This is a genomic window from Polaromonas sp. YR568 (assembly GCF_943371715.1).
GTDB lineage: Bacteria > Pseudomonadota > Gammaproteobacteria > Burkholderiales > Burkholderiaceae_C > Polaromonas.
In genome coordinates, this window is record NZ_CALRVW010000003.1 from 177,618 (window position 1) to 199,990 (window position 22,373).

Sequence of the window (22,373 nt, forward strand, 5' to 3'; positions counted from 1 at the left end):
CACGAATCACAATGAACAAAGCCGGCCTCTGGACTGGGCTGCTGGCGCTGGCGCTGTTGCAGGGCTGCGCCATCGGCCTCAACCCGCGCGACCCGTTCGAACCGTTCAACCGCAGCGTGACCCGTTTCAACGACGGCCTCGACGAAGCCATCGTCAAACCGGTGGCGCAGGCTTACCAGAATACGGTGCCCCCGCCAGTGCGTACCGGTGTCAACAATTTTTTCGGCAACCTGTCGGACGTCTGGTCGTTCGTCAACAACGTGCTCCAGGCCAAGCCGCAAGCCGCCGTCGACAGCTTCATGCGTGTCAGCGTCAACACGCTGATTGGCCTGGGTGGCGTGCTCGATTGGGCCACCCCCATGGGCATAGAGCGTCACAGCGAGGATTTTGGCAAGACGCTGGGCCATTGGGGCATGGCAACCGGCCCTTACCTGGTGCTGCCGGTGCTGGGCCCCTCCACAGTGCGTGATGCGGCTGCCCGTGTGGTCGACGCCCAAGGCGACCTGGTGATGCAAATCGACAAGGTGCCTGTCCGTAATTCGCTGTATGTCCTGCGCGCGGTGGATCTTCGCTCCAGTCTGTTGCGCGCCGGCGAGGTGCTGGATCAGGCCGCCCTGGACAAATACAGTTTCACGCGCGACGCCTACCTGCAGCGCCGCGGCGTGGTGATAGAGACCAACGGCGACACCGAGGAGCGTTATGACCTGCCCGAAGCGCCTTCGCCGGCACCCGCCAGGTAAAGAACACTTACACCCAGTGCCATAACTTCACTGAATCGTGTGAACGAAAGCCTGAAAAACGCTGTCAAATCAAGCACTTGTCTGCCAGTTGTGCCAAAGAGCGACCGCTCCGGCCCGGCAGGCCTGTGATTCGAACCGAAAGAACACCATGAACCGTCGAAATTTTAGCCATGTCCTGGGTGTCTGCCTCGCCGGCGTCCTGCTGGTCGCGGGCCCTGTCGCAGCTGCTGCCGACGAAGCCCCGGATGCGCTGATCAAGCGCACGTCCACCGAAGTGCTGGACATCATCAAGGCCGACAAGGCCATCCAGTCCGGCGACACCGGGAAAGTCATCGCCCTGGTCGATGGCAAGGTCATGCCCCATGTGAATTTCACGCGCATGACGGCGGCGACCGTGGGCCGGAACTGGCGTCAGGCGACACCCGAGCAGCAAAAACGCCTGCAGGAAGAGTTCAAGACCTTGCTGGTGCGCACCTATTCCGGGGCGCTGGCCCAGGTCAAGGACCAGACGGTCAATGTCAAACCCCTGCGGGCCGCGCCAACGGACAAGGAAGTGATCGTGCGTACCGAGGTCATTGGCCGCAGCGAGCCGATCCAGCTGGATTACCGCATGGAAAAAACCCCCACCGGCTGGAAGATCTATGACCTGAACGTCCTTGGCATCTGGATGGTGGAAACCTACCGGACCCAGTTCGCGCAGGAAATCTCGACCAAGGGCGTGGATGGACTGATCGCCGCCCTGTCCGAGCGCAACAAGTCGAACGCGAGCGAGAAAACCAACGTGGGCGAGAAAAAGTCCTGACCAGAACCATTGCCGTGCTGACGCTTCCTCCTGTCCTGACCCACGCTGTGGCGGCCGGTTTTGCCCGCAGCCTCAAGCCCGAGCTGTTTGCCGGGCCCGCCGAGGTGGTGGCCGATGCCGGTGCGCTTCAGCAGTTTGATTCCTCTGCGCTGGCGGTTCTGCTGGAGTGCCGGCGCCATGCGCTGGCCGCAGGCAAGCGTTTTTCTGTGCGGGGTGCGCCCGCGCGGCTGCTGGAACTGGCCGAGCTGTATGGCGTCGCGGAGTTGATTCCGCCCGCAGCGGCTGCCACGGCCTGAACCCGGAGGCGGGCGGGTTTGAGGAGTTGGGGTCTTGCCTGGGGGCACGGCCCTAGGGCATTTACGCTGCCGGGCCGGAAGAATCAGGCGTCAGCCCTTAAAATAGCTCGCTCATGCCCGCCATCTCATTCCAGTCCGTCTCCAAAATCTATCCCTCGACTCGCAGCCAGACTGGTCCCGGCGTCCGGGCGCTGGACAATGTCAGCTTTGACATTCAGCAGGGCGAATTTTTCGGGCTGCTGGGCCCCAACGGGGCCGGCAAAACCTCGCTGATCAGCATCCTGGCCGGCCTGTCGCGGGCCAGCAGCGGCCGTGTGCTGGTGCATGGCAGCGATGTGGTGACCGACTACGCCGCGGCCCGCCGCAAGCTCGGCATCGTGCCGCAGGAGCTGGTGTTTGATCCCTTTTTCACGGTGCGTGAGGCGCTGCGCATTCAATCCGGCTATTTCGGCGTCAAGAACAACGACGCCTGGATCGATGAATTGCTGCTCAGTCTGGGGCTGGCCGACAAGGCCGATTCGAATATGCGGCAGTTGTCGGGCGGCATGAAGCGCCGCGTGCTGGTGGCGCAGGCGCTGGTGCACAAACCCCAGGTCATCGTGCTGGACGAACCCACCGCTGGCGTGGACGTGGAACTGCGCCAGACCCTCTGGCAATTTGTCGCCCGGCTCAACAAGCAGGGCAGCACCGTGCTGCTGACCACCCACTACCTTGAAGAGGCCGAGGCGCTGTGCAGCCGCATCGCCATGCTCAAGCATGGCCGCATGGTGGCGCTGGCCCAGACCTCCGAGCTGCTCAAGTCCGCGTCGTCGAACGTGCTGCGTTTCAAGATCGACAGCGAACTGCCCAAGGCGCTGGCCGACAAGGCCCGCATCACTGGCCGCATCGTGCAGCTCCCCGCCCACAATGCGCATGAAATCGAGCAATACCTGAGCGCCATCCGCGAGGCCGGCCTGGTGGCCGAAGATGTCGAGATCCGCAAGGCGGACCTCGAAGACGTGTTCCTCGAAGTGATGGCTGAAAAAATCGGTGTGGCCGAAGGGGTAAAGGCATGACCGGCTGGCAAACCCTGTTCTACAAGGAAGTGCTGCGCTTCTGGAAGGTCGGCTTCCAGACCGTCGGTGCGCCCATCCTCACCGCCGTCATGTACATGCTGATCTTCGGCCATGTGCTGCAGGACCAGGTCAAGGTGTACGGATCGGTCAGTTACACCGCTTTTCTGGTGCCCGGCCTGGTCATGATGAGCGTGTTGCAGAATGCCTTTGCCAACAGCTCCTCCTCGCTGATCCAGAGCAAGATCATGGGCAGCCTGGTGTTTGTGCTGCTCAGCCCGCTGTCGCATTGGCACTGGTTTTTCGCCTACGTTGGCTCCTCGGTCGTGCGCGGTCTGGCGGTCGGCCTGGGCGTGTTTGTGGTCACCGTGTATTTCGGCCAGCCCAGCTTTGTGGCGCCGGTCTGGATCATCGTGTTTGCAGTGCTTGGTGCGGCGCTGCTCGGCTCGCTGGGCTTGATCGCCGGCCTGTGGGCTGAAAAATTCGACCAGATGGCGGCGTTCCAGAATTTCGTGATCATGCCGATGACGTTTCTCAGCGGCGTTTTCTACTCCATCCACTCCTTGCCGCCGTTCTGGCAGACCGTCAGCCACCTGAATCCGTTTTTCTACATGATTGATGGCTTCCGTTACGGCTTTTTCGGCGTCAGCGACGTGTCTCCGTGGTTGAGCCTGGCCATCGTGGGCAGCGCGCTGTTGGTGGTCAGCGGCATCGCGGTGAACTTGCTGCGCATTGGCTACAAAATAAGACATTGACCGGATCCCTGCACAACATGACCAGCGAAGAACTCCAAACCATCATTGCCGCAGGCCTGCCCTGCGAACACATCGAACTCACCGGCGACGGCCGGCACTGGTATGCCACCATCGTGTCTAGCGCCTTTGAAGGCCAGCGCCTGATCCAGAGGCACCAGCGGGTCTATGCCACGCTGGGCGGGCGCATGCAGACCGACGAGGTGCATGCCCTGTCGATGAAAACCTACACGCCCGCCGAATGGGCCAACCACCCCGCAGAGTAAGACCATGGACAAACTATTGATCAAGGGCGGCAAGACGCTCGCCGGCACCGTCGATATTTCGGGTGCCAAAAACGCGGCCCTGCCGGAGCTGTGTGCGGCGCTGCTGACCGCCGACCCGGTGACGCTGGAAAACGTGCCGCGCCTGCAGGATGTGGCCACCATGCTCAAGCTGATCCGCAACATGGGCGTGACGGCCGAGCGCAGCGACAGCGCGCCCGGCAGCGTGGTCATCAACGCGGGCGCCCTGAGTTCGCCGGAAGCACCGTACGAGCTGGTCAAGACCATGCGCGCGTCGGTGCTTGCGCTGGGCCCGCTGCTCGCGCGTTTTGGCGAGGCCACGGTCTCGCTGCCCGGCGGCTGCGCCATCGGTTCGCGGCCGGTGGACCAGCACATCAAGGGCATGCAGGCCATGGGTGCCGACATCGTGGTCGAACACGGCTACATGATTGCCAAGCTACCGGCCGGCCCCAATGGTCAACGCGGGCGTCTCAAGGGCTGCAACATCCTGACCGACATGGTCACGGTCACTGGCACCGAAAATTTCATGATGGCGGCCAGCCTGGCCGAGGGCGAAACCATTCTCGAAAACGCGGCGCAGGAGCCGGAAATCGGCGACTTGGCCGAAATGCTGATCAAGATGGGCGCGAAAATTGAAGGCCATGGCAGCAGCCGCATCCGTATCCAGGGTGTGGAGCGCCTGCACGGCTGCACCCATCAGGTGGTGGCCGACCGCATCGAGACAGGCACCTTTCTGTGCGCGGTGGCGGCGGCCGGCGGCGACGTGGTATTGCGCCACGGCCGCGCCGAGCACCTGGAAGCCGTGATCGAGAAGCTGCGCGAAGCCGGTGCGGTGATCTCCGCGGGTGACGGCTTCATCCGGGTCCAGGCGTCGGGACGCATGCAGGCGCAGTCCTTCCGCACCACCGAGTACCCGGGTTTTCCGACCGACATGCAGGCCCAGTTCATGGCCCTCAATGCGATTGCCGAGGGCCCGAGCAAGGTGACGGAAACGATTTTTGAGAACCGCTTCATGCACGTCAACGAGATGGTGCGCCTGGGCGCGAAGATCGAGATCGACGGCAAGTTCGCGGTCATCGAAGGGGTGGAAAAACTCTCCGGCGCCACCGTGATGGCGACCGATCTGCGTGCCTCCGCCAGCCTGGTGATCGCCGGCCTGGTGGCGGAGGGCGAGACGCTGATTGACCGCATCTACCACCTGGACCGCGGCTACGACCAGATGGAAGCCAAGCTGCGCGGCATCGGTGCCGATATCGAACGGATCAAGTCATGATCACGCTCGATCAACAGGAGGCGCCATCGTGATCACGCTTGCTTTGTCCAAAGGCCGCATCTTCGACGAAACCCTGCCGCTGCTGAAGGCCGCCGGCATCGAGGTGCTGGAAGACCCGGAAAAATCGCGCAAGCTGATCATCGGCACCAGCCGTGCCGACGTGCGTGTGGTGCTGGTGCGCGCCACCGACGTGCCGACCTATGTGCAGTACGGCGGCGCCGACATCGGCGTGACCGGCAAGGACACGCTGATCGAACACGGCGGCCAGGGCCTGTACCAGCCGCTGGACCTGCAGATTGCCAAATGCCGCATGAGTGTGGCGGTGCGTGCCGGTTTCGACTATGAAGCGGCGGTGAAGCAGGGTTCGCGCCTGAAGGTGGCGACCAAGTTTGTCAGCATCGCGCGCGATTTTTTCGCCACCAAGGGCGTGCATGTGGACCTGATCAAGCTGTACGGCAGCATGGAACTCGCGCCGCTGACGGGCCTGGCCGACGCGATTGTCGACTTGGTCAGCAGCGGCAACACCCTCAAGGCCAACCACCTGGTCGAGGTCGAGCGCATCATGGACATCAGCTCGCACCTGGTGGTCAACCAGGTCGCGCTCAAGCTCAAGCAGGCGCCGATACGCGCCATCATCGATGCTTTCTCGTCGGCCATCGTCCGACCTGTTGCATGAGGTTGCTATGAATTTAATAGCTTCTCCTGCCCGCCTGTCAACGGCTGAGGCCACGTTTGAGGCCCAATTCACGGCGCGCCTGCACTGGTCGGCGGACACCGACGCCGCGATCGAGCAGCGTGTGGCTGACATCCTGGCCGATGTGCAGCAGCGCGGCGACGCCGCCGTGCTGGAATACACCGCGCGTTTTGACGGGCTCAGCGCAGCCAGCATGCACGCGCTGGAACTGACGCAGGCCGAACTCAAGGCCGCTTTCGACACGATTCCCGCGGCGCAGCGCGACGCCTTGCAAGCCGCTGAGCGCCGCGTACGCAGCTATCACGAGGCGCAGAAAAGGGCCAATGGCGAGAGCTGGAGTTACCGCGACGAAGACGGCAGCCTGCTCGGCCAGAAGGTCACGCCACTGGACCGCGTCGGCATTTACGTGCCGGGCGGCAAGGCGGCCTACCCGTCGTCGGTGCTGATGAACGCGATTCCCGCCCATGTGGCCGGTGTCGGCGAAATCATCATGGTGGTGCCCACGCCCAAAGGCGAAAAAAACGCGCTGGTGCTGGCTGCCGCTTATGTGGCGGGCGTCACGCGCGCCTTCACCATCGGCGGCGCGCAGGCGGTGGCGGCGCTGGCCTACGGCACGCAGACCGTGCCCAAGGTCGACAAGATCACCGGCCCCGGCAACGCCTATGTGGCCAGCGCCAAAAAGCGTGTGTTTGGCACGGTGGGCATCGACATGATTGCCGGCCCCAGCGAAATCCTGGTGCTGGCCGACGGCAGCACGCCGGCCGACTGGGTGGCGATGGATTTGTTCAGCCAGGCCGAACATGACGAACTCGCGCAAAGCATCCTGCTGTGCCCGGACGCGGCTTATATCGATGCGGTGCAGGAAGCGATCAACCGCCTGCTGCCCGCCATGCCGCGTGCGGACATAATCGCCAAGTCCCTCAGCGGCCGCGGTGCGCTGATCCACACGCGCAGCATGGAAGAGGCCTGCGCCATCAGCAACCGCATTGCGCCCGAACACCTGGAAGTCTCCAGCCGCGACCCGCACCGCTGGGAGCCGCTGCTCAAACATGCGGGCGCGATTTTCCTGGGCGCTTACACCAGCGAATCGCTGGGCGACTACTGCGCCGGCCCCAACCATGTGTTGCCGACCAGCGGCACCGCGCGTTTCTCCAGCCCGCTGGGTGTCTACGATTTTCAGAAGCGTTCCAGCCTGATCGAGGTCAGCGAAGCCGGCGCGCAGACATTGGGAAAAATTGCTGCCGAACTGGCCTATGGTGAAGGCCTGCAGGCGCACGCCCGCGCCGCTGAAATGAGAATGAAAAAATGAACGATGTCGCGCCCGGACTGAAAAAGCTGATCAGACAGGACGTCCAGTCCATGCACGCCTACGCCATCCAGGATTCCGCAGGCATGGTCAAGCTCGACGCGATGGAAAACCCGCACCGGCTGCCGCCCGCCCTGCAGGCACAGCTGGGCCAGCGCCTGGGCGCACTGGCCCTGAACCGCTATCCAGATGGGCGCGTCAACGACCTGCGCGCGGCCCTGGCTTCCTACGCGCAGATGCCCGAAGGCTTCGACATCATGCTGGGCAACGGCTCCGACGAGCTGATCTCGCTGCTGGCCATGGCCTGCGACGTGCCCGGCGCCTCGATTCTTGCGCCGCTGCCCGGTTTTGTGATGTACGCCATGAGTGCGCAACTGCAGGGGCTGAAATTCATCGGTGTGCCTTTGACGGCAGACTTCGAGCTCGACGAGGCCGCCATGTTGGCCGCCATCGCCGAACACCAACCCTCCATCATCTACATCGCCTACCCGAACAACCCGACGGCCAACCTCTGGGACGACGCGGTGATTGAAAAAATCATTGCCGCGGCGCCCGGCCTGGTGGTGATCGACGAGGCCTACCAGCCCTTTTCGAGCAAAAGCTACATCGACCGCATCGGCCGGCACAGCCACGTGCTGCTGATGCGTACGTTGAGCAAGTTCGGCCTGGCCGGCGTGCGGATCGGCTACATGATGGGCCCGAAAGCCCTGATTGCCGAGATCGACAAGGTGCGCCCGCCCTACAACATCAGTGCGCTCAATTACGAGTGCGCGCTGTTTGCGCTCGAACATGCCGAGGTGTTTGCGGCGCAAGCCGAGGACATACGGGCGCAACGTGCTATTCTTTTCGAAGCGCTGCAGGCCTTGCCGGGGCTCAAGACCTGGAAAAGCGATGCCAACATGATCCTGGTGCGGGTGCCCGATGCCCAGAAAACCTTCGAGGGCATGCGGGCGCGCAAGGTGCTGGTCAAAAACGTTTCTAAAATGCATCCATTGCTGGCCAACTGCCTGCGCCTGACCGTTGGCACCGCCGACGACAATGTGCAGATGCTGGCAGCCCTCAAAGAATCCCTATGACCACCCCCACCACGCTGGCCCCCCTTGCCCCGAGAACGGCCGAAGTTTCGCGCAACACCGCCGAAACCCAGATCACCGTCAAGCTCAACCTCGACGGAACGGGCAAGGCCAGCCTGTCCACAGGCATCGGCTTTTTCGACCACATGCTGGACCAGATCGCCAGGCATGGCCTGATCGATCTGGACATCCAGGCCAAGGGCGACCTGCACATCGATGGCCACCACACGGTGGAAGACGTGGGCATCACCCTGGGGCAGGCCGTGGCCCAGGCCGTCGGCGACAAGAAGGGCCTGCGCCGCTACGGCCATGCCTATGTGCCGCTGGACGAGGCGCTGTCGCGCGTGGTCATCGACTTTTCAGGACGGCCCGGGCTGGACATGCATGTGCCCTTCAAGAGCGGCATGATAGGCGCGTTCGACAGCCAGCTGGCCTACGAGTTCTTCCAGGGCTTTGTGAACCACGCCTTTGTGACCCTGCACATCGACAACCTCAAGGGTGACAACGCGCACCACCAGGCCGAAACCGTCTTCAAGGCCTTTGCGCGCGCCCTGCGCATGGCGCTCGAGATCGACCCCCGGTCGGCCGGCGTGATTCCCTCGACCAAGGGCTCGCTGTAGGCAAAACCTTGTATGTTTTTGCCTTCCAGTCCATGCTGTACTTGCGCAGACAGCTATAAAAACAGTAGCAAACTTTCGTCCTGATGGCCAAATTCAAGAAAATCGCGGTGGTGGACTACGGCATGGGCAACCTGCGCTCGGTGTCGCAGGCGGTCCAGCATGTCACGGCCGACAGCGGTTTCGAGGTGGTCGTGACCTCCAGCGCGCAGGACGTGCTGGACGCTGACCGCATCGTGCTGCCCGGCCAGGGCGCGATTGCCGACTGCATGCACGAGCTGCAGGCCTCGGGCATGCTGGAGGCCGTGCTGCAGGCGGCCGCCAGCAAGCCGCTGTTCGGCGTCTGTGTCGGCATGCAGATGCTGCTGGACCACAGCGCGGAAGGGCGGGGCGCTGAGGGCACGCGTGGCCTGGGCCTGATTCCGGGCGAGGTGCTCAAGTTTGAGCTGGCCGGCCGGCTGCAGCCCGATGGCAGCCGCTACAAGGTGCCGCAAATGGGATGGAACCAGGTCTTCCAGTCGGTGCCGGTCCATCCCCTGTGGGCGGGCATCCCTGATGGCGCCTGGTTTTATTTCGTGCACAGCTTCTACGCGCGCCCGTCGGATGCGCGCCACACCGCGGGCGAGGCCGACTACGGCGCGCGCTTTACCGCGGCGGTTGCGCGCGATAATATTTTCGCCACCCAGTTTCACCCCGAAAAAAGCGCCGACCAGGGGCTGGCCCTGTACCGCAACTTCCTGCACTGGAATCCCTGATTCACTACCCGGCATGCCTGCCCCTGTCCCAGCCATCTCTGCCGCATCGCTTTCCTCACGTCCCACTTTCATCCACCGTTGCCTCATTGCCCATGCTACTCATCCCCGCGATTGACTTGAAAGACGGCCATTGTGTGCGCCTCAAACAGGGCGATATGGACCAGTCCACCATCTTCAGCGAAGACCCGGCCGCCATGGCGCGCAGCTGGGTCGACAAGGGCGCGCGCCGCCTGCACCTGGTGGACCTGAACGGCGCCTTTGCCGGCAAGCCGAAAAACGAGGCGGCCATCCGCAAGATACTGGCCGAAGTCGGCAGCGAGATCGACGTGCAGCTCGGTGGCGGCATCCGCGACCTGGACACCATCGAGCGTTACCTCGACTCCGGCCTGCGCTACGTGATCATCGGCACGGCCGCGGTGAAAAACCCCGGCTTCCTGCAGGACGCCTGCACGGCTTTTGGCGGCCACATCATCGTCGGTCTCGATGCCAAGGACGGCAAGGTCGCCACCGACGGCTGGAGCAAGATGACCGGCCATGAAGTCGTCGACCTCGGCAAGAAATTCCAGGACTACGGCGTCGAATCCATCATCTACACCGACATCGGCCGCGACGGCATGCTCACCGGCATCAACATCGAGGCCACCGTCAAGCTCGCGCAGGCGCTGACCATTCCGGTGATCGCCTCGGGCGGCCTGTCCAACATGGCTGACATTGAAGCGCTGTGTGCGGTGGAAGATGAAGGCGTTGAAGGCGTGATTTGCGGCCGTTCGATATACAGCGGTGACCTTGATTTCGCCGCGGCCCAGACCAGAGCAGATGAGCTGAACGGCTGATCGACAGCCCTTACCCGTCGATCAGCATGCTCGCTAAACGAATCATTCCCTGTCTTGATGTGACCGGCGGCCGCGTGGTCAAGGGTGTCAACTTTGTCGAGCTGCGCGACGCCGGCGATCCGGTGGAAATTGCCGCGCGTTACAACGAGCAGGGCGCCGATGAACTGACCTTTCTGGACATCACGGCCACCAGCGACGGGCGGGACCTGATCCTGCACATCATCGAAGCGGTGGCCTCGCAGGTGTTCATTCCGCTGACGGTGGGCGGCGGGGTGCGCACCGTGGATGACGTGCGCCGGCTGCTCAACGCCGGCGCCGACAAGACCAGTTTCAATTCGGCCGCGCTGGCCAACCCGCAGGTGATCGAAGACGCCTCCGGCAAATACGGCGCGCAGTGCATCGTGGTGGCCATCGACGCCAAACGCCGCTCCGACGAGGAGGCGCTGACACGCGGGCCGGGCTGGGACGTCTACAGCCATGGCGGGCGCAAGAACACCGGGCTGGACGCCGTGGCCTGGGCGACCGAGATGGCGCGGCGCGGTGCCGGCGAAATCCTGCTGACCAGCATGGACCGCGACGGCACCAAGTCCGGCTTCGACCTGGCCTTGACCCGAGCGGTCAGCGACGCGGTCAGCGTGCCGGTGATCGCCTCCGGTGGCGTCGGCAACCTCGACCACCTGGCCGACGGCATCCAGCTCGGCGGCGCCGATGCCGTGCTGGCCGCCAGCATCTTCCATTACGGCGAATACACGGTGCAGCAGGCCAAGCAGCACATGGCGGCCCGTGGTATCCCCGTTCGTCTCTAGTTTCAAGCCTTTCAGCCTCCCAGCCCATAGCTGACGGGCGCAAACAGCTATAAATTCGATAGTAATGCCGGCAGGCGGCGGTGCTGGTGTCCATTCCAGTCGGGGCCGCGGAACCGGCTCTGCCGGGCCGCAGGCGCAGCGGCTCCCTCGGGGCGCAGCGCAGTACACGAAGTGACCAGCGTGGGGACCTTATATGGCGGGCGATAATACTTCCATGAACTGGCTAGACGACATTCAATGGGACGACAAGGGCCTGATCCCGGTCATCACGCAAGAGGCATCGAGCGGCGACGTGCTGATGTTCGCCTGGATGAACCGCGAGGCGCTGCAAAAGACCGCCGAACTCGGCCAGGCCGTGTATTTCAGCCGTTCGCGCGGGCGCTTGTGGCACAAGGGCGAGGAGTCCGGCCACCTGCAGACCGTGCACGAGATCCGGATGGACTGCGACAACGATGTGATTTTGCTGAAAGTGACGCAGCTCGGCCACGAACCCGGCATTGCCTGTCACACCGGGCGCCACAGCTGCTTTTTCAGCCTCTACAAAGACGGCCAATGGGTGGTGACCGAGCCGGTCCTCAAAGACCCGACCACCATTTACAAGTAAGCCATGACTTCCAACGACTCCCTGCAACGCCTGGCGCAAATCATCGAAAGCCGCAAGCCGGCCCGCGGCGGCGACCCGCAAACCAGCTACGTGGCGCGGCTGCTGCACAAGGGTCCGGACGCTTTCCTGAAGAAAATCGGCGAAGAGGCCACCGAAACCGTGATGGCCGCCAAGGACATGGACCACGGCGGCGCCACCCCCGAACTCAGCGCCAAACTGGTCGGTGAAGTCGCCGACCTGTGGTTTCACAGCCTGATCGCGCTGGCGCACTACGGCCTGTCGCCGGCCGACGTGATTGCCGAGCTGGAGCGCCGCGAAGGCACCAGTGGCATCGAGGAAAAAGCCCTGCGCAAGGTGCAGGCGCGTGAAGCGACCGAAAAATAAAACGAAGCAAGAAAGGGAAACCATGAGCGAGACCGACCTGGCCGAATTCGACACCAAGAACCCGAACGATCGCATCGTCATGCATGTGCTTTACGGCCTGCACACGCTGGCCTGGTTCAGCGGCGGCGTTTTTGCGGTGATTGCGCTGATCGTCAACTACATCCGGCGTGGCGAGGAGTCCGACGCGCTGTACATCGACCACCACAACTACATGATCCAGACCTTCTGGTGGACGCTGATGTGGCTGGTCCTGCTGTCGCCGCTGTGGCTGCTACTGGTCCTGCCGGGCGCCATTGCCTACGGCATCGTCTGGCTCTGGTACCTGTACCGCTGCGTGCGCGGCTGGATGCGTTTCAACAGCCATCGGCCCGCCCGCAGCGTGTCCTCCCTCTGACCCCTTTTCCCGCAAGAGCCTGCCATGAGCCAGCCCAGCCCCCACGCCCCCGACAACTGCATTTTCTGCAAGATTGCCGCCGGCCAGATCCCCAGCCGAAAGGTGTATGAGGACGACGAGATTTTCGTTTTCCACGACATCCATCCCTGGGCGCCAGTGCATTTCCTGATGATCCCGAAGGCGCACATTGCGTCGCTGGCGCAGGTCGGGCCTGAACACGAGGCTTTGCTGGGCCGCATGATGGTGCTGGCCCCGCGGCTTGCGGTGGCGCAGGGCTGCAACCCCTACCCCGAAGGCGGCTTCCGCATGGTGAGCAACACCGGCGCAGAAGGCGGCCAGGAAGTGCACCACCTGCACATTCATGTGATGGGTGGGCCGCGGCCCTGGTTGAAGGGTTAGCCCCCACGCTCCGCCGCTCCGCCGCTGCGCGGGTCGCTGTACCTTGCAGGCCGCCGCTCGCCAGAGGCTTCGCTTCTGTCGCCTGTCCAAAGCTGCGCAGGCAGCTTTGGAGCCGCAGGCTCCAGCCCCGAGGGGGCGCTGCGCCTGCGGGCCGGCGGAGCCGGACCCGCGGCCCCGGTTGCGTTAAACGTCCCCGCTTGTTCGCAGGGTAAATCCTCACTTGCAGCGGTCGGACCGGACCCCAATTAAGGCAGGCGTGTTGCCAGGGTGGTCAATGCGGGTCATTCCCGTCCATCCCCCTGACAAGGCCTTTAGAATGGACACAATGTTGTGCAAGCTTGCAATTAAAGTTTAGGAGAGAACCATGGGCTCATTTTCCATTTGGCACTGGCTGATCGTGCTGTTGATCGTCGTGATGGTGTTTGGCACCAAAAAACTCAAGAACATGGGCAGCGACCTCGGTGGCGCCGTGAAGGGCTTCAAGGACGGCATGAAAGAGGGCGGTCAGAGCGCCGCCGATGCCAAGGACACCCCGCCCGGCCAGGTCAGCCACGCCCAGGCTACCGACAAAGCCACGATCGACGTGGAAGCCAAGCAGAAGTCTTGACGCGCAGTGTTTTCCTCTTGGCGGCCTACCGGGCTGAACGGCATTGATTGATCTAGGCATTTCAAAAATCGCGCTGATCGGCGCTGTGGCCCTGATCGTGATCGGTCCGGAAAAACTGCCGCGCCTGGCACGCACAGTGGGCACCCTGCTGGGCAAGGCGCAGCGTTATGTGGCCGACGTCAAGCAGGAAGTCAACCGCTCGATGGAGCTCGACGAACTCAAGAAGATGAAGGAAACGATGGAGGGCGCCGCCCGCGACGTCGAAAACTCCATCCAGACCAATGCCAGTGATTTCGAGAAATCATGGGCGGAAACCACCGGTACGGCCGCCAGCGACGAGTTGCCCGGCATGATCAGTTTCCCCGAGTACAAACACCCGAAAAAGAACTGGCGCCTTAAGCAGGGCGCCACGCCGCAGTGGTACAAGGCGCGTTCGGGCACGCGTACGCGCGCGCAGTCCGGCGCCGCGCGTGTGGCACGTTATCGCCCCCGGTCCGGCCCCTCTTCCGGGCGCAATGCCTGATCCTTCCTGATCTTTCTTTCCCGCGCACCTTCCGGCGCCACCTCCTCAGCGCAAACACCTCCCATGAGCGACCCCAACACCGACAAGCCCGACGAACTCGCGGGCACCGAGCAGCCTTTCGTGCAGCACCTGATGGAGCTGCGCGACCGGATGATCAAGGTGGTCATCGCCATTGGGGTCTGTGCCGCCCTGCTGGCGCTGTACCCCGGCCCCGGCGCGCTGTACGACCTGCTCGCGGCGCCGTTGGTCGCAGCCCTGCCCAAGGGCGCCACGCTGATCGCCACCAACGTGATCTCGCCGTTTGTGGTGCCGATCAAGATTCTTTTCATGGCCGCCTTCATGATTGCGCTGCCGGTGGTGCTCTACCAGGTCTGGGCCTTTGTGGCGCCCGGCCTGTATTCGCATGAGAAAAAGCTGGTGATGCCGCTGGTGGTATCGAGCACCCTGCTGTTTTTTATCGGCGTGGCTTTTTCCTACTATTTCGTGTTCGGTCAGGTGTTCAGCTTCATCCAGAGCTTTGCGCCCAAGTCGATCACCGCCGCGCCGGACATCGAGGAATACCTCAACTTCGTGCTCGGCATGTTCCTGGCGTTCGGCCTGGCGTTTGAGGTGCCGATCGCGGTGATCCTGCTGGTGCGCATGGGTGTGCTCACCGTGGCGCAGCTGCGCGAATACCGCGGTTATTTCTGGGTGATCGCCGCGATTGCCACGGCGCTGGTCACGCCGCCCGATGCGGGCTCGATGATCATCCTGCTGCTGGTGGTCGGCAGTCTGTACGAAGTCGGCATTGTGGCCGCGCAGATGTTCGCCAAACACACCAAAAAACCCGACGCCGACAGCGATACCGAAGCCGCCAAGCCGTAAGGAAGCGCTGAATAAGTCCCCTGCGGCGCGCGATCAGCCGGGCTCGGGCGGCCTGCTGCGTTGAATTTCTTGCCAATAGCCAACTATTGGCTGCGACATCCGCCTTGCATCCCATCCCGATCCGGCTGCCGCGCCTCCGCAAGGACTTATTCAGCGCTTCCCTAAGAGAAAAAGGCCTGCAGCCCTTTTCTGAAGGGCGCAGGAAGCTCCTGAATCGATAGCGTTAGGAGCGTTCAACGCTGGATTTTCGGCCGCTGCCGGGTCCCCGGAACCACCGCGATTTCCGTTTTTTTGTCCTTGCGCAGGACCCCCAGCGGTGCCGCCACGCCAGGCTTAAGGGCCGCCACGGCGCTCAGAAGTTCGGTCACGGTTCGGACCGGCTTGCCTGCCACGGTGGTGATCACGTCGCCCGGCACGATGCCGGCCTGCGCAGCCGGGCCGTTTTGCAGCACGCCGGTGATGATCACGCCGCCCGCGCCCAGTGCCTCGGGCTTGATGCCGAAGGTCTCGGCCACTTCAGGGCTCAGGTCCTGCGGCTCCACGCCTATCCAGCCCCGTGTCACCTGGCCGTCCTTCACGATGCTTTCCAGCACCTGCTTGCCGGTGGACACCGGAATGGCAAAACCGATGCCCATGGAGCCGCCCGAACGCGAATAAATCGCGGTGTTGATGCCCAGCAGCCGGCCTTGGGTGTCGACCAGCGCGCCGCCCGAGTTGCCGGGGTTGATGGCCGCGTCGGTCTGGATGAAGTTCTCGAAGGTATTGATGCCCAGCTGGTTGCGGCCCAGCGCGCTGACAATGCCGCTGGTGACCGTCTGGCCGACGCCGAAGGGGTTGCCGATGGCCAGCACCGGATCGCCAACCTGCAGGGTGTCCGAGCTGCCGAGCACGATGACCGGCAGCTTGTCGAGTTCGATTTTCAGGATCGCCAGGTCGGTTTCAGGGTCGGTGCCTATGATTTTCGCCTTGGCCTTGCGCGTGTCGTTGAGGATGACTTCGATGTCGTCCGCGCCCTCGACCACGTGGTTGTTGGTCAGGATGTAACCGTTGGGGCTGACGATCACGCCGCTGCCCAGCCCGACCTGCGGCTCGTTTTGCCCGCCCTGGTCGCCAAAAAAGAACTTGAACCAGGGGTCGTCCATGTTCGGGTTGCGCGCTGCCGCCTTGCTGGTGTTGATGCTGACCACCGCCGCCGAAGCCGACTTGGCCGCCGCGGCAAAGCTGCCGGCCGGCGCCGGGGCGCCCGGCAGGCCTGCCGGCGCTTCGATCACCGCCACCGCGCCCATGCCAGGCCGGTTCAGCCACTGGGGCTTGAGCGTGGCCACGACAAAGTAGGCGGCCAGGAGAACCGTCACGGTTTGGGAGAACAGAAGCCAGAATTTACGCATGGTGGGTCCAGAAGGAAACGGCCGTGAAGACAGAAAAACAGAGCAGAAAACAAAAAATGCGGCTGGACAGCAAAGTTGGGGGCCGCCAGCAAATTACCAAGAGTTGCGATTTTCCCCCACTTTGGCCGGGCGCTGCCGGCCCGCGCCAGGTGTCCTGCGCGCAGCCGTGGGAGGGGACATAATTTGCAGCACCCCGGCGTCCGCGCGACCGCTCCGGTTCCGGGCCCAAACACAAGGAATCCGTCATGAAAGCTGCCAGCGTCCTCGCCACCATCGGCAACACACCGCATATCCGGATCAACCGGCTTTTTGGTGCGGCCTGCCAGACCCACCAGATCTACATCAAGTCCGAGCGCAGCAACCCGGGCGGCTCCATCAAGGACCGCATCGCGCTGTCCATGGTGGAAGCGGCCGAACAGTCGGGCGCGCTGAAGCCCGGCGGCACCATCATCGAACCGACCTCGGGCAACACCGGTGTCGGCCTGGCCATGGTTGCGGCGGTCAAGGGCTACACGCTGGTGCTGGTGATGCCCGACAGCATGAGCATCGAGCGACGCCGCCTGATGCTGGCCTACGGCGCCAGTTTCGAGCTGACGCCGCGCGAAAAAGGCATGAACGGCGCGATTGCCCGTGCCAAAGAGCTGGTAGCGCAGACCCCTGGCGCCTGGATGCCGCAGCAGTTTGAAAATCCGGCCAACATCGACATTCACGTGCGCACGACCGCCGAGGAGATCCTGGCGGACTTCCCCGGCGGCGTGGACTACCTGATCACCGGGGTCGGCACCGGCGGCCACCTGAGCGGCGTGGCGCAGGTGCTGAAGGCCAGATTTCCGAACACCAAAGTCTTTGCGGTGGAGCCCTCGGCCTCACCGGTGATCAGCGGCGGCAAACCTTCGCCGCACCCGATCCAGGGCATAGGCGCGGGCTTCATTCCGGCCAACCTGATAACCGGCCTGCTGGACGGCGTGATCCAGGTCGAAGGCGATGCCGCCAAGGACTATGCCCGACGCAGCGCGACCGAAGAGGGCCTGCTGGTCGGCATTTCCTCAGGGGCCACGCTGGCGGCCATCGCGCAGAAGCTGCCGGAGATTCCTCCCGGCAGCACGGTGCTGGGCTTCAACTACGACACCGGTGAGCGTTACCTGTCCATCGAGGGCTTTCTTCCTTGAACTCCCCCCAGGCTTCCGGAGCACCGGTAGCGCCGCGCGCGCTGCTGCTGGCTGCTTTCGACCAGCTGCTGCAGCCCGACGGTTTCAAGGACTACGGGCCGAACGGCCTGCAGGTCGAGGGCAAGGCCGAGGTGCGCAAGATCGTTTCCGGCGTGACCGCCAGCCTGGCCCTGATTGAAGCGGCGGTGGCCGCGCAGGCCGATGCGATTTTTGTGCACCACGGCCTGTTCTGGCGCGGCCAGGACGGCCGCGTGACGGGCTGGATGAAGCAGCGCCTGGGCCTGCTGCTGGCGCACGACATCAACCTCTACGCCTACCACCTGCCGCTCGATGCCCACCCCGAACTCGGCAACAACGCCCAGCTGGGTCTGCAGCTCGGGCTGAAGGCGGACCGCTGGTTCGGCGAGAACAAGCTGGGTTTCCTCGGTGGGCGTAGCGGCAGCGTCGAAGGCTTTGACAGCGCCGAGAGCCTGGCCTCCCATGTCAAAAATGCATTAAATCGGCCTGTCACCCTTGTTGGACGAGCGCCGACAGCTATTAAAAACATAGCGTGGTGCAGCGGCGGCGCGCAGGGCTACTTCGAGGACGCGATTGCCGCCGGGGCCGACGCCTTCATCACCGGCGAGATCTCCGAGCCGCAGGCGCATTACGCGCGTGAAATGGGCGTGGCCTTCATTGCCTGCGGTCACCATGCGTCCGAGCGTTACGGCGCGCCCGCGGTGGCGGCGCACGTGGCCGCGCAGTTCGGGCTGGCGCACGAGTTCATCGACATCGACAACCCGGCCTGAGCGCCGCGGCTCAGACGGGTGTCCTGCGGAGCCGGGCACCGCGGCCGTTGCGTGCGTGGTGCGGCCGACCTGAGCGCATGGCATGCCAGCTCGCGCCGAGCTGGGCATTTTCCACCGGCACGGCCTCGCGGCTGATCTCGTCAAGCAGCGCGGCGCGTGAGCGCATGCTGCGGGCGGCCATGGCCATTTCCTCGGCCTCGTGCAGCAGCTGGGCCACGTCCCGACCCGCGCCCGTCAGATGGACCATGCCGACGCTGATGTCGGCGCTGATCCGGATGCGCTCGCCGTTCAGTGCGCTGATCTCCAGCGGCCGCCGCAGGCTGGAGGCCACGCGCAGCCCCAGGGTGCGTATCCAGCCGGGCGAATGCAGGCTTTCGATCAGCACCACAAAACAGCGGTCGTAGTACCGCCCGGCGGGGTTGACGACGCCGGTGTGGCGCTGCATGCGGCGCGCCAGCTGCGCGTAAATTTCGTTGAGGCCGTGCTGACCGACCTGGTCGAGCAGCCGCTCGGGCTCGAACACCCGCACCGCCATGATCGCGCCGTCGCGCCGGGTGCGCGCCAGCCGGCGCTGCGCCTTCAGGATTTTCTGCACCAGCACGACACTGCTGTAAAGCTGGGTGGTGGGGTCGCGTCGCGACTGGCCGGCATGGCGGATGGCCAGGTCCTGGTGGTTGCGCAGCCACAGGGTCACGGCGATCACCGAGACGCTGAGCAAGCCCAGCAGGGCCACGCCGCCCTGCAACAGGACCGAGGGTCGGCTGGGGTTGAGCACCAGCCAGTACAGGCCGAGCTGGAGCGGCAGCGTCAACAGGCAGCCACCGGCCAGCCCCCAGGCGAGCCGGTCCCCCTGTTGCGCCGCGCGTACGGCCAGCCACAACGACACCGAGAGGCTCAGCACGGCCAGCCCCGCCGAGGCGGGCAGCTGGAGGCCGGGTGCCAGCAGCAGGCACAGCGGCCCGCCTGCCAGGCACAGGGTGCTGACGGTGCGAAGGCTCAGGTCGGTGAGCCGGTCGCGTCGGGCGGCGGCCAGCCACTGGCCCGCACCGTAAGTGCCCAGGCCCCCGCACAGGGGCCCGATCAGCACCTGGGCGGTATGCAGCCAAGTCGCATTGGGGTTTGGCAGCATGGTGGCCGCCAGACCGCTGAGCAGCATGAAAAACAGCCAGCAGGCCGTGAGGTAAATCAGGCTCTGCGCACTGGCGCGGCTCCGGCTGAAAAGCGCATCTGCCGCGCTGAGCAGGACCACCAGGCCAATCGATCCGGCGGCGGCGCTCCAGATGATGGTTTCGGCCGTATTCATGCCGCCTTTCGCCACAGTGCAGGGGCGCGGTCCAGGGTTTGCGCGAGAATACCGGCAGGATGCATGTCTTCGCTTTCCCCTGTTCAGTGGCCTTGCCGGCTGCCTGTCCGTCAGGTGGGCCGGCAAGCAGCTGGTGGACACCATGGCGCGCCGCGCCATGCAAACCATTATGAGACGTACAGACCGCCAGGGGAAGAGATGCAGGACCTGAGAAACCGGCCACTGGCCATCACCATGGGCGATCCGGCCGGGATCGGGCCGGAAATCATTGCCAAGGCCTTTCGCGACGCGCCGGCCGAACTGGCCGGTTGCGTGGTGATCGGGGATGTCGCCACCCTGCGCCGCGCCGCGCAGCTGGTGGGCGGTGGTCCGGCCCTGGCCTCACCCGTGGTCCAGCTTGAAGCGGTCAGCCACTGGCAGTCGGCGCCGCCGCGCTGCATTCCCGTGCTACAAAAATGTGAGCTTGCTGCGCCCGTGCCTTTTGGGCGAATCAGTGCTTTGGCTGGCAAGGCGGCAGCGGACTGCATTGTCTGGGCGGCCCGGGCGACGCTGGCCGGCGAATGTGCGGCGATGGTCACCGCACCCATCCACAAGGAGGCGCTGGCCGCCGCTGGCGCGGCGTTTGCCCGTTTCCCCGGCCACACCGAACTGCTGCAGGCCGAAGCCGCGGCTTTTCTCGGCAAGGAAGTGTCCGCGTTGCCGGTGCGCATGATGCTGGCCAACGATGAGCTCAAGACCGTGCTGGTCAGCATCCATCTTTCCTTGCGCGAGGCGATAGCTGCCGTGACTTTCGACAACGTGTTGCAGACCCTGCGCATCACGCACCAGGCTGTGCGCAGCGCCTCGGGCGCCCGGCCGCGCATCGCGGTCGCCGGCCTGAACCCGCACGCCGGCGAAGGCGGCCTGTTCGGCCGCGAAGAGGTGGACATCATCGCGCCGGCGATCGCCAGGGCCCGGGAAGAGGGGCTGGAGGTGAGCGGCCCCTTCGCCCCCGATACCGTGTTCATGAGGGCCCGCGCCCCGGCCGGTCAGGGCGGCGAGTTCGACGTGGTGGTGGCGATGTACCACGACCAGGGCCTGATCCCGGTCAAGTACCTGGGGGTGGAGCAGGGCGTCAATGTCACGCTGGGCCTGCCGCTGGTGCGCACCAGCCCGGACCACGGCACGGCGTTTGACATCGCCGGCACGGGCAGGGCCGACGCGTCCAGCCTGCTGGCGGCCATTCGCATGGCGCGGCAGTTGGTGGCCTGAACCGCTGTATTGCCCGAAAGTTCAAGGTAAAAGTGCCTGCAGCCCAGAAGGGGTGGGCGCAGAAAGCTACCAATTCGATAGCAACTGTCTGCGCCAAACGGGGGGTCAGCGGTTTTTCAAGCTGTCGCGGATCTCGCGCAGCAGCATCACGTCTTCAGGCGTGGCGGCGGGCGCCGCCGGCGTTTCCTTTTTCAGGCGATTGATCTGCTTGATCATCAGGAAGATGATGAACGCGAGGATGGCGAAGTTGACCGCCACCGTGATGAAGTTGCCATAGGCAAACACCGGAACGCCGGCTTTCTTCAGCGCGTCCAGCGTCATGGCCGTGCCCGCGGGCACCGTGCCCAGGACCACAAAAAGATTCGAGAAGTCGAGCTTGCCAATCACCGCCCCGACCAGTGGCAGGACCAGGTCGCTAACCACAGAGTCAACAATCTTGGCGAAGGCGGCGCCTATGATCACGCCCACAGCCAGATCAATGACATTGCCCTTGACGGCGAATTCCTTGAATTCCTTCATCATTCCCATGGTGTGCTCCTTGTGTGGTTGGTCAACACACGTCATTGTGCCCGGGCGGCGAGGCGAGAACGTAACGATGCAGCTTCGCACGGTGCCAACGCGGCGGCCCTGCCGATGTCGCAGCCGCGCTGTCGGAATGGGGCTCGCCGCTTGAAAATGCCATTCGCGCTCCGTTACAATCCCGGGTTGACCCCAATAAGCCCTCTTTCAAGTTTTTCAAGCCCTGTTCTTGTAGGACATCCATGACCCAAGCAAGCCTTAACGTGCCGCCCGGCGCACCGATTGACAAAGACAAAAGAAACTGGATCGTGACGACCTGCGCCGTCGGCGGTGCCGGTGTGGCCGCTGTCGCTGTGCCTTTTGTCAGCACTTTCCAGCCTTCCGAGCGTGCCAAAGCCGCCGGTGCTTCGGTGGAAGTTGATATTTCAAGCATGAAGCCTGGCGAAAAGCTCACGGTGGAGTGGCGCGGCAAGCCGGTCTGGATCGTCAGGCGTACGCCCGAGCAGCTGGCCGGCCTGGCCAAGCTGGACCCGCAGCTGGCCGACCCGAAGTCCGAGCGCAAGCCCGGCGAACTCACCCCCGAATACGCGCGCAACGAAAACCGCTCCATCAAGCCCGAATATTTTGTGGCTGTCGGTATCTGCACCCACCTGGGCTGCTCGCCCAGCGACAAGTTCACCCCTGGTGCCCAGCCATCGCTGCCTGACGACTGGGCGGGCGGTTTTCTGTGCGCCTGCCACGGTTCGACTTTCGACATCGCCGGCCGCGTGTACAAGAACAAGCCGGCACCGGACAACCTCGAAGTGCCGCCTCACATGTACCTGTCAGATGCCAAGCTGCTGATTGGCGAGGACAAAAAAGCCTGAAGCTTTGCTGGACAAGCCGCTGGTGCCGCGT

The 22,373-nt window shown here is 64.0% G+C and carries 28 protein-coding genes; 25 read left to right on the forward strand and 3 right to left on the reverse strand.

Annotated features, from left to right (window positions below; translation table 11 throughout):
* Positions 1-11 precede the first annotated feature (11 nt).
* The 21 genes from AAG813_RS03620 to tatC all read left to right on the forward strand — a co-directional run bounded on the left by AAG813_RS03620 (position 12) and on the right by tatC (position 15,058).
* Entirely contained in the window at positions 12-740 is a 729-nt protein-coding gene (locus AAG813_RS03620) for a VacJ family lipoprotein (RefSeq protein WP_341911922.1), read from the forward strand.
* 148 nt (positions 741-888) lie between these two features.
* Entirely contained in the window at positions 889-1,542 is a 654-nt protein-coding gene (locus AAG813_RS03625) for an ABC transporter substrate-binding protein (RefSeq protein ID WP_341911924.1), read from the forward strand.
* A gap of 8 nt (positions 1,543-1,550) precedes the next feature.
* Complete coding sequence (locus AAG813_RS03630; protein ID WP_341912141.1) at positions 1,551-1,838, forward strand: STAS domain-containing protein; 288 nt, start codon at positions 1,551-1,553, stop codon at positions 1,836-1,838.
* Between the two features lie 113 nt (positions 1,839-1,951).
* Positions 1,952-2,893, forward strand: a complete 942-nt coding sequence (locus AAG813_RS03635; protein WP_341911926.1) for an ABC transporter ATP-binding protein — start codon at positions 1,952-1,954, stop codon at positions 2,891-2,893.
* Complete coding sequence (locus tag AAG813_RS03640) at positions 2,890-3,645, forward strand: ABC transporter permease (RefSeq protein WP_341911928.1); 756 nt, start codon at positions 2,890-2,892, stop codon at positions 3,643-3,645. The genes AAG813_RS03635 and AAG813_RS03640 overlap by 4 nt, the downstream gene beginning before the upstream one ends.
* Before the next feature lie 17 nt (positions 3,646-3,662).
* Entirely contained in the window at positions 3,663-3,908 is a 246-nt protein-coding gene (locus AAG813_RS03645) for a BolA family protein (RefSeq protein WP_341911930.1), read from the forward strand.
* 4 nt (positions 3,909-3,912) lie between these two features.
* The gene (gene murA, locus AAG813_RS03650; RefSeq protein WP_341911931.1) at positions 3,913-5,199 is read left to right on the forward strand and encodes a UDP-N-acetylglucosamine 1-carboxyvinyltransferase; all 1,287 of its coding nucleotides are present in this window, start codon (positions 3,913-3,915) and stop codon (positions 5,197-5,199) included.
* 28 nt (positions 5,200-5,227) lie between these two features.
* Complete coding sequence (gene hisG / locus AAG813_RS03655; RefSeq protein ID WP_341911934.1) at positions 5,228-5,875, forward strand: ATP phosphoribosyltransferase; 648 nt, start codon at positions 5,228-5,230, stop codon at positions 5,873-5,875.
* 7 nt (positions 5,876-5,882) lie between these two features.
* Entirely contained in the window at positions 5,883-7,202 is a 1,320-nt protein-coding gene (gene hisD, locus AAG813_RS03660) for a histidinol dehydrogenase (RefSeq protein ID WP_341911936.1), read from the forward strand.
* On the forward strand, positions 7,199-8,275 hold the full coding sequence (gene hisC, locus AAG813_RS03665; RefSeq protein WP_341911938.1) for a histidinol-phosphate transaminase: 1,077 nt from the start codon (positions 7,199-7,201) through the stop codon (positions 8,273-8,275). Before hisD ends, hisC begins: the two co-directional genes overlap by 4 nt.
* Complete coding sequence (hisB, locus tag AAG813_RS03670; protein WP_341911940.1) at positions 8,272-8,892, forward strand: imidazoleglycerol-phosphate dehydratase HisB; 621 nt, start codon at positions 8,272-8,274, stop codon at positions 8,890-8,892. The genes hisC and hisB overlap by 4 nt, the downstream gene beginning before the upstream one ends.
* A gap of 83 nt (positions 8,893-8,975) precedes the next feature.
* On the forward strand, positions 8,976-9,644 hold the full coding sequence (gene hisH, locus AAG813_RS03675; protein ID WP_341911942.1) for an imidazole glycerol phosphate synthase subunit HisH: 669 nt from the start codon (positions 8,976-8,978) through the stop codon (positions 9,642-9,644).
* Positions 9,645-9,736: 92 nt separating this feature from the next.
* Complete coding sequence (hisA, locus tag AAG813_RS03680; RefSeq protein ID WP_341911944.1) at positions 9,737-10,477, forward strand: 1-(5-phosphoribosyl)-5-[(5-phosphoribosylamino)methylideneamino]imidazole-4-carboxamide isomerase; 741 nt, start codon at positions 9,737-9,739, stop codon at positions 10,475-10,477.
* A gap of 26 nt (positions 10,478-10,503) precedes the next feature.
* Positions 10,504-11,283: an imidazole glycerol phosphate synthase subunit HisF gene (gene hisF, locus AAG813_RS03685; RefSeq protein WP_341911947.1), complete on the forward strand. Its 780-nt coding sequence runs from the start codon at positions 10,504-10,506 to the stop codon at positions 11,281-11,283.
* Between the two features lie 214 nt (positions 11,284-11,497).
* The gene (hisI, locus tag AAG813_RS03690) at positions 11,498-11,887 is read left to right on the forward strand and encodes a phosphoribosyl-AMP cyclohydrolase (protein WP_341911949.1); all 390 of its coding nucleotides are present in this window, start codon (positions 11,498-11,500) and stop codon (positions 11,885-11,887) included.
* 3 nt (positions 11,888-11,890) lie between these two features.
* Complete coding sequence (locus AAG813_RS03695; RefSeq protein ID WP_341911951.1) at positions 11,891-12,271, forward strand: phosphoribosyl-ATP diphosphatase; 381 nt, start codon at positions 11,891-11,893, stop codon at positions 12,269-12,271.
* Positions 12,272-12,293: 22 nt separating this feature from the next.
* Positions 12,294-12,665 carry a hypothetical protein gene (locus tag AAG813_RS03700; protein ID WP_341911953.1) on the forward strand — a complete coding sequence of 124 codons (372 nt, stop codon included), beginning with the start codon at positions 12,294-12,296 and terminating at the stop codon, positions 12,663-12,665.
* 24 nt (positions 12,666-12,689) lie between these two features.
* A complete protein-coding gene (locus AAG813_RS03705) occupies positions 12,690-13,064 on the forward strand; it encodes a histidine triad nucleotide-binding protein (RefSeq protein WP_341911955.1) in 375 nt (124 codons plus the stop codon).
* Positions 13,065-13,428: 364 nt separating this feature from the next.
* On the forward strand, positions 13,429-13,671 hold the full coding sequence (gene tatA, locus AAG813_RS03710) for a Sec-independent protein translocase subunit TatA (protein ID WP_096667138.1): 243 nt from the start codon (positions 13,429-13,431) through the stop codon (positions 13,669-13,671).
* A gap of 43 nt (positions 13,672-13,714) precedes the next feature.
* Positions 13,715-14,194, forward strand: a complete 480-nt coding sequence (gene tatB, locus AAG813_RS03715; RefSeq protein WP_300541498.1) for a Sec-independent protein translocase protein TatB — start codon at positions 13,715-13,717, stop codon at positions 14,192-14,194.
* Between the two features lie 63 nt (positions 14,195-14,257).
* Positions 14,258-15,058 carry a twin-arginine translocase subunit TatC gene (tatC, locus tag AAG813_RS03720; protein ID WP_341911960.1) on the forward strand — a complete coding sequence of 267 codons (801 nt, stop codon included), beginning with the start codon at positions 14,258-14,260 and terminating at the stop codon, positions 15,056-15,058.
* Positions 15,059-15,291: 233 nt separating this feature from the next.
* Here tatC and AAG813_RS03725 read toward each other — a convergent pair whose 3' ends face one another.
* Positions 15,292-16,446, reverse strand: coding sequence for a trypsin-like peptidase domain-containing protein (locus tag AAG813_RS03725; RefSeq protein ID WP_341911962.1), 1,155 nt, complete (start codon positions 16,444-16,446; stop codon positions 15,292-15,294).
* A 245-nt stretch (positions 16,447-16,691) separates the two neighbouring features.
* Here AAG813_RS03725 and cysK point away from each other — a divergent pair, with 245 nt between their 5' ends.
* Complete coding sequence (gene cysK / locus AAG813_RS03730) at positions 16,692-17,615, forward strand: cysteine synthase A (protein ID WP_341911964.1); 924 nt, start codon at positions 16,692-16,694, stop codon at positions 17,613-17,615.
* A complete protein-coding gene (locus AAG813_RS03735) occupies positions 17,612-18,403 on the forward strand; it encodes a Nif3-like dinuclear metal center hexameric protein (RefSeq protein ID WP_341911966.1) in 792 nt (263 codons plus the stop codon). The genes cysK and AAG813_RS03735 overlap by 4 nt, the downstream gene beginning before the upstream one ends.
* A 10-nt stretch (positions 18,404-18,413) precedes the next feature.
* Here AAG813_RS03735 and AAG813_RS03740 read toward each other — a convergent pair whose 3' ends face one another.
* A complete protein-coding gene (locus AAG813_RS03740; protein WP_341911968.1) occupies positions 18,414-19,706 on the reverse strand; it encodes a GGDEF domain-containing protein in 1,293 nt (430 codons plus the stop codon).
* Positions 19,707-19,904: 198 nt separating this feature from the next.
* On the opposite strand from AAG813_RS03740, the gene pdxA reads away from it, so the two are divergent.
* Complete coding sequence (gene pdxA / locus AAG813_RS03745) at positions 19,905-20,957, forward strand: 4-hydroxythreonine-4-phosphate dehydrogenase PdxA (protein WP_341911969.1); 1,053 nt, start codon at positions 19,905-19,907, stop codon at positions 20,955-20,957.
* A gap of 105 nt (positions 20,958-21,062) precedes the next feature.
* Here pdxA and mscL read toward each other — a convergent pair whose 3' ends face one another.
* Positions 21,063-21,485 carry a large conductance mechanosensitive channel protein MscL gene (gene mscL / locus AAG813_RS03750; RefSeq protein ID WP_341911971.1) on the reverse strand — a complete coding sequence of 141 codons (423 nt, stop codon included), beginning with the start codon at positions 21,483-21,485 and terminating at the stop codon, positions 21,063-21,065.
* 233 nt (positions 21,486-21,718) lie between these two features.
* Here mscL and petA point away from each other — a divergent pair, with 233 nt between their 5' ends.
* Positions 21,719-22,342, forward strand: coding sequence for a ubiquinol-cytochrome c reductase iron-sulfur subunit (gene petA, locus AAG813_RS03755; RefSeq protein ID WP_341911973.1), 624 nt, complete (start codon positions 21,719-21,721; stop codon positions 22,340-22,342).
* Positions 22,343-22,373: the final 31 nt, after the last annotated feature.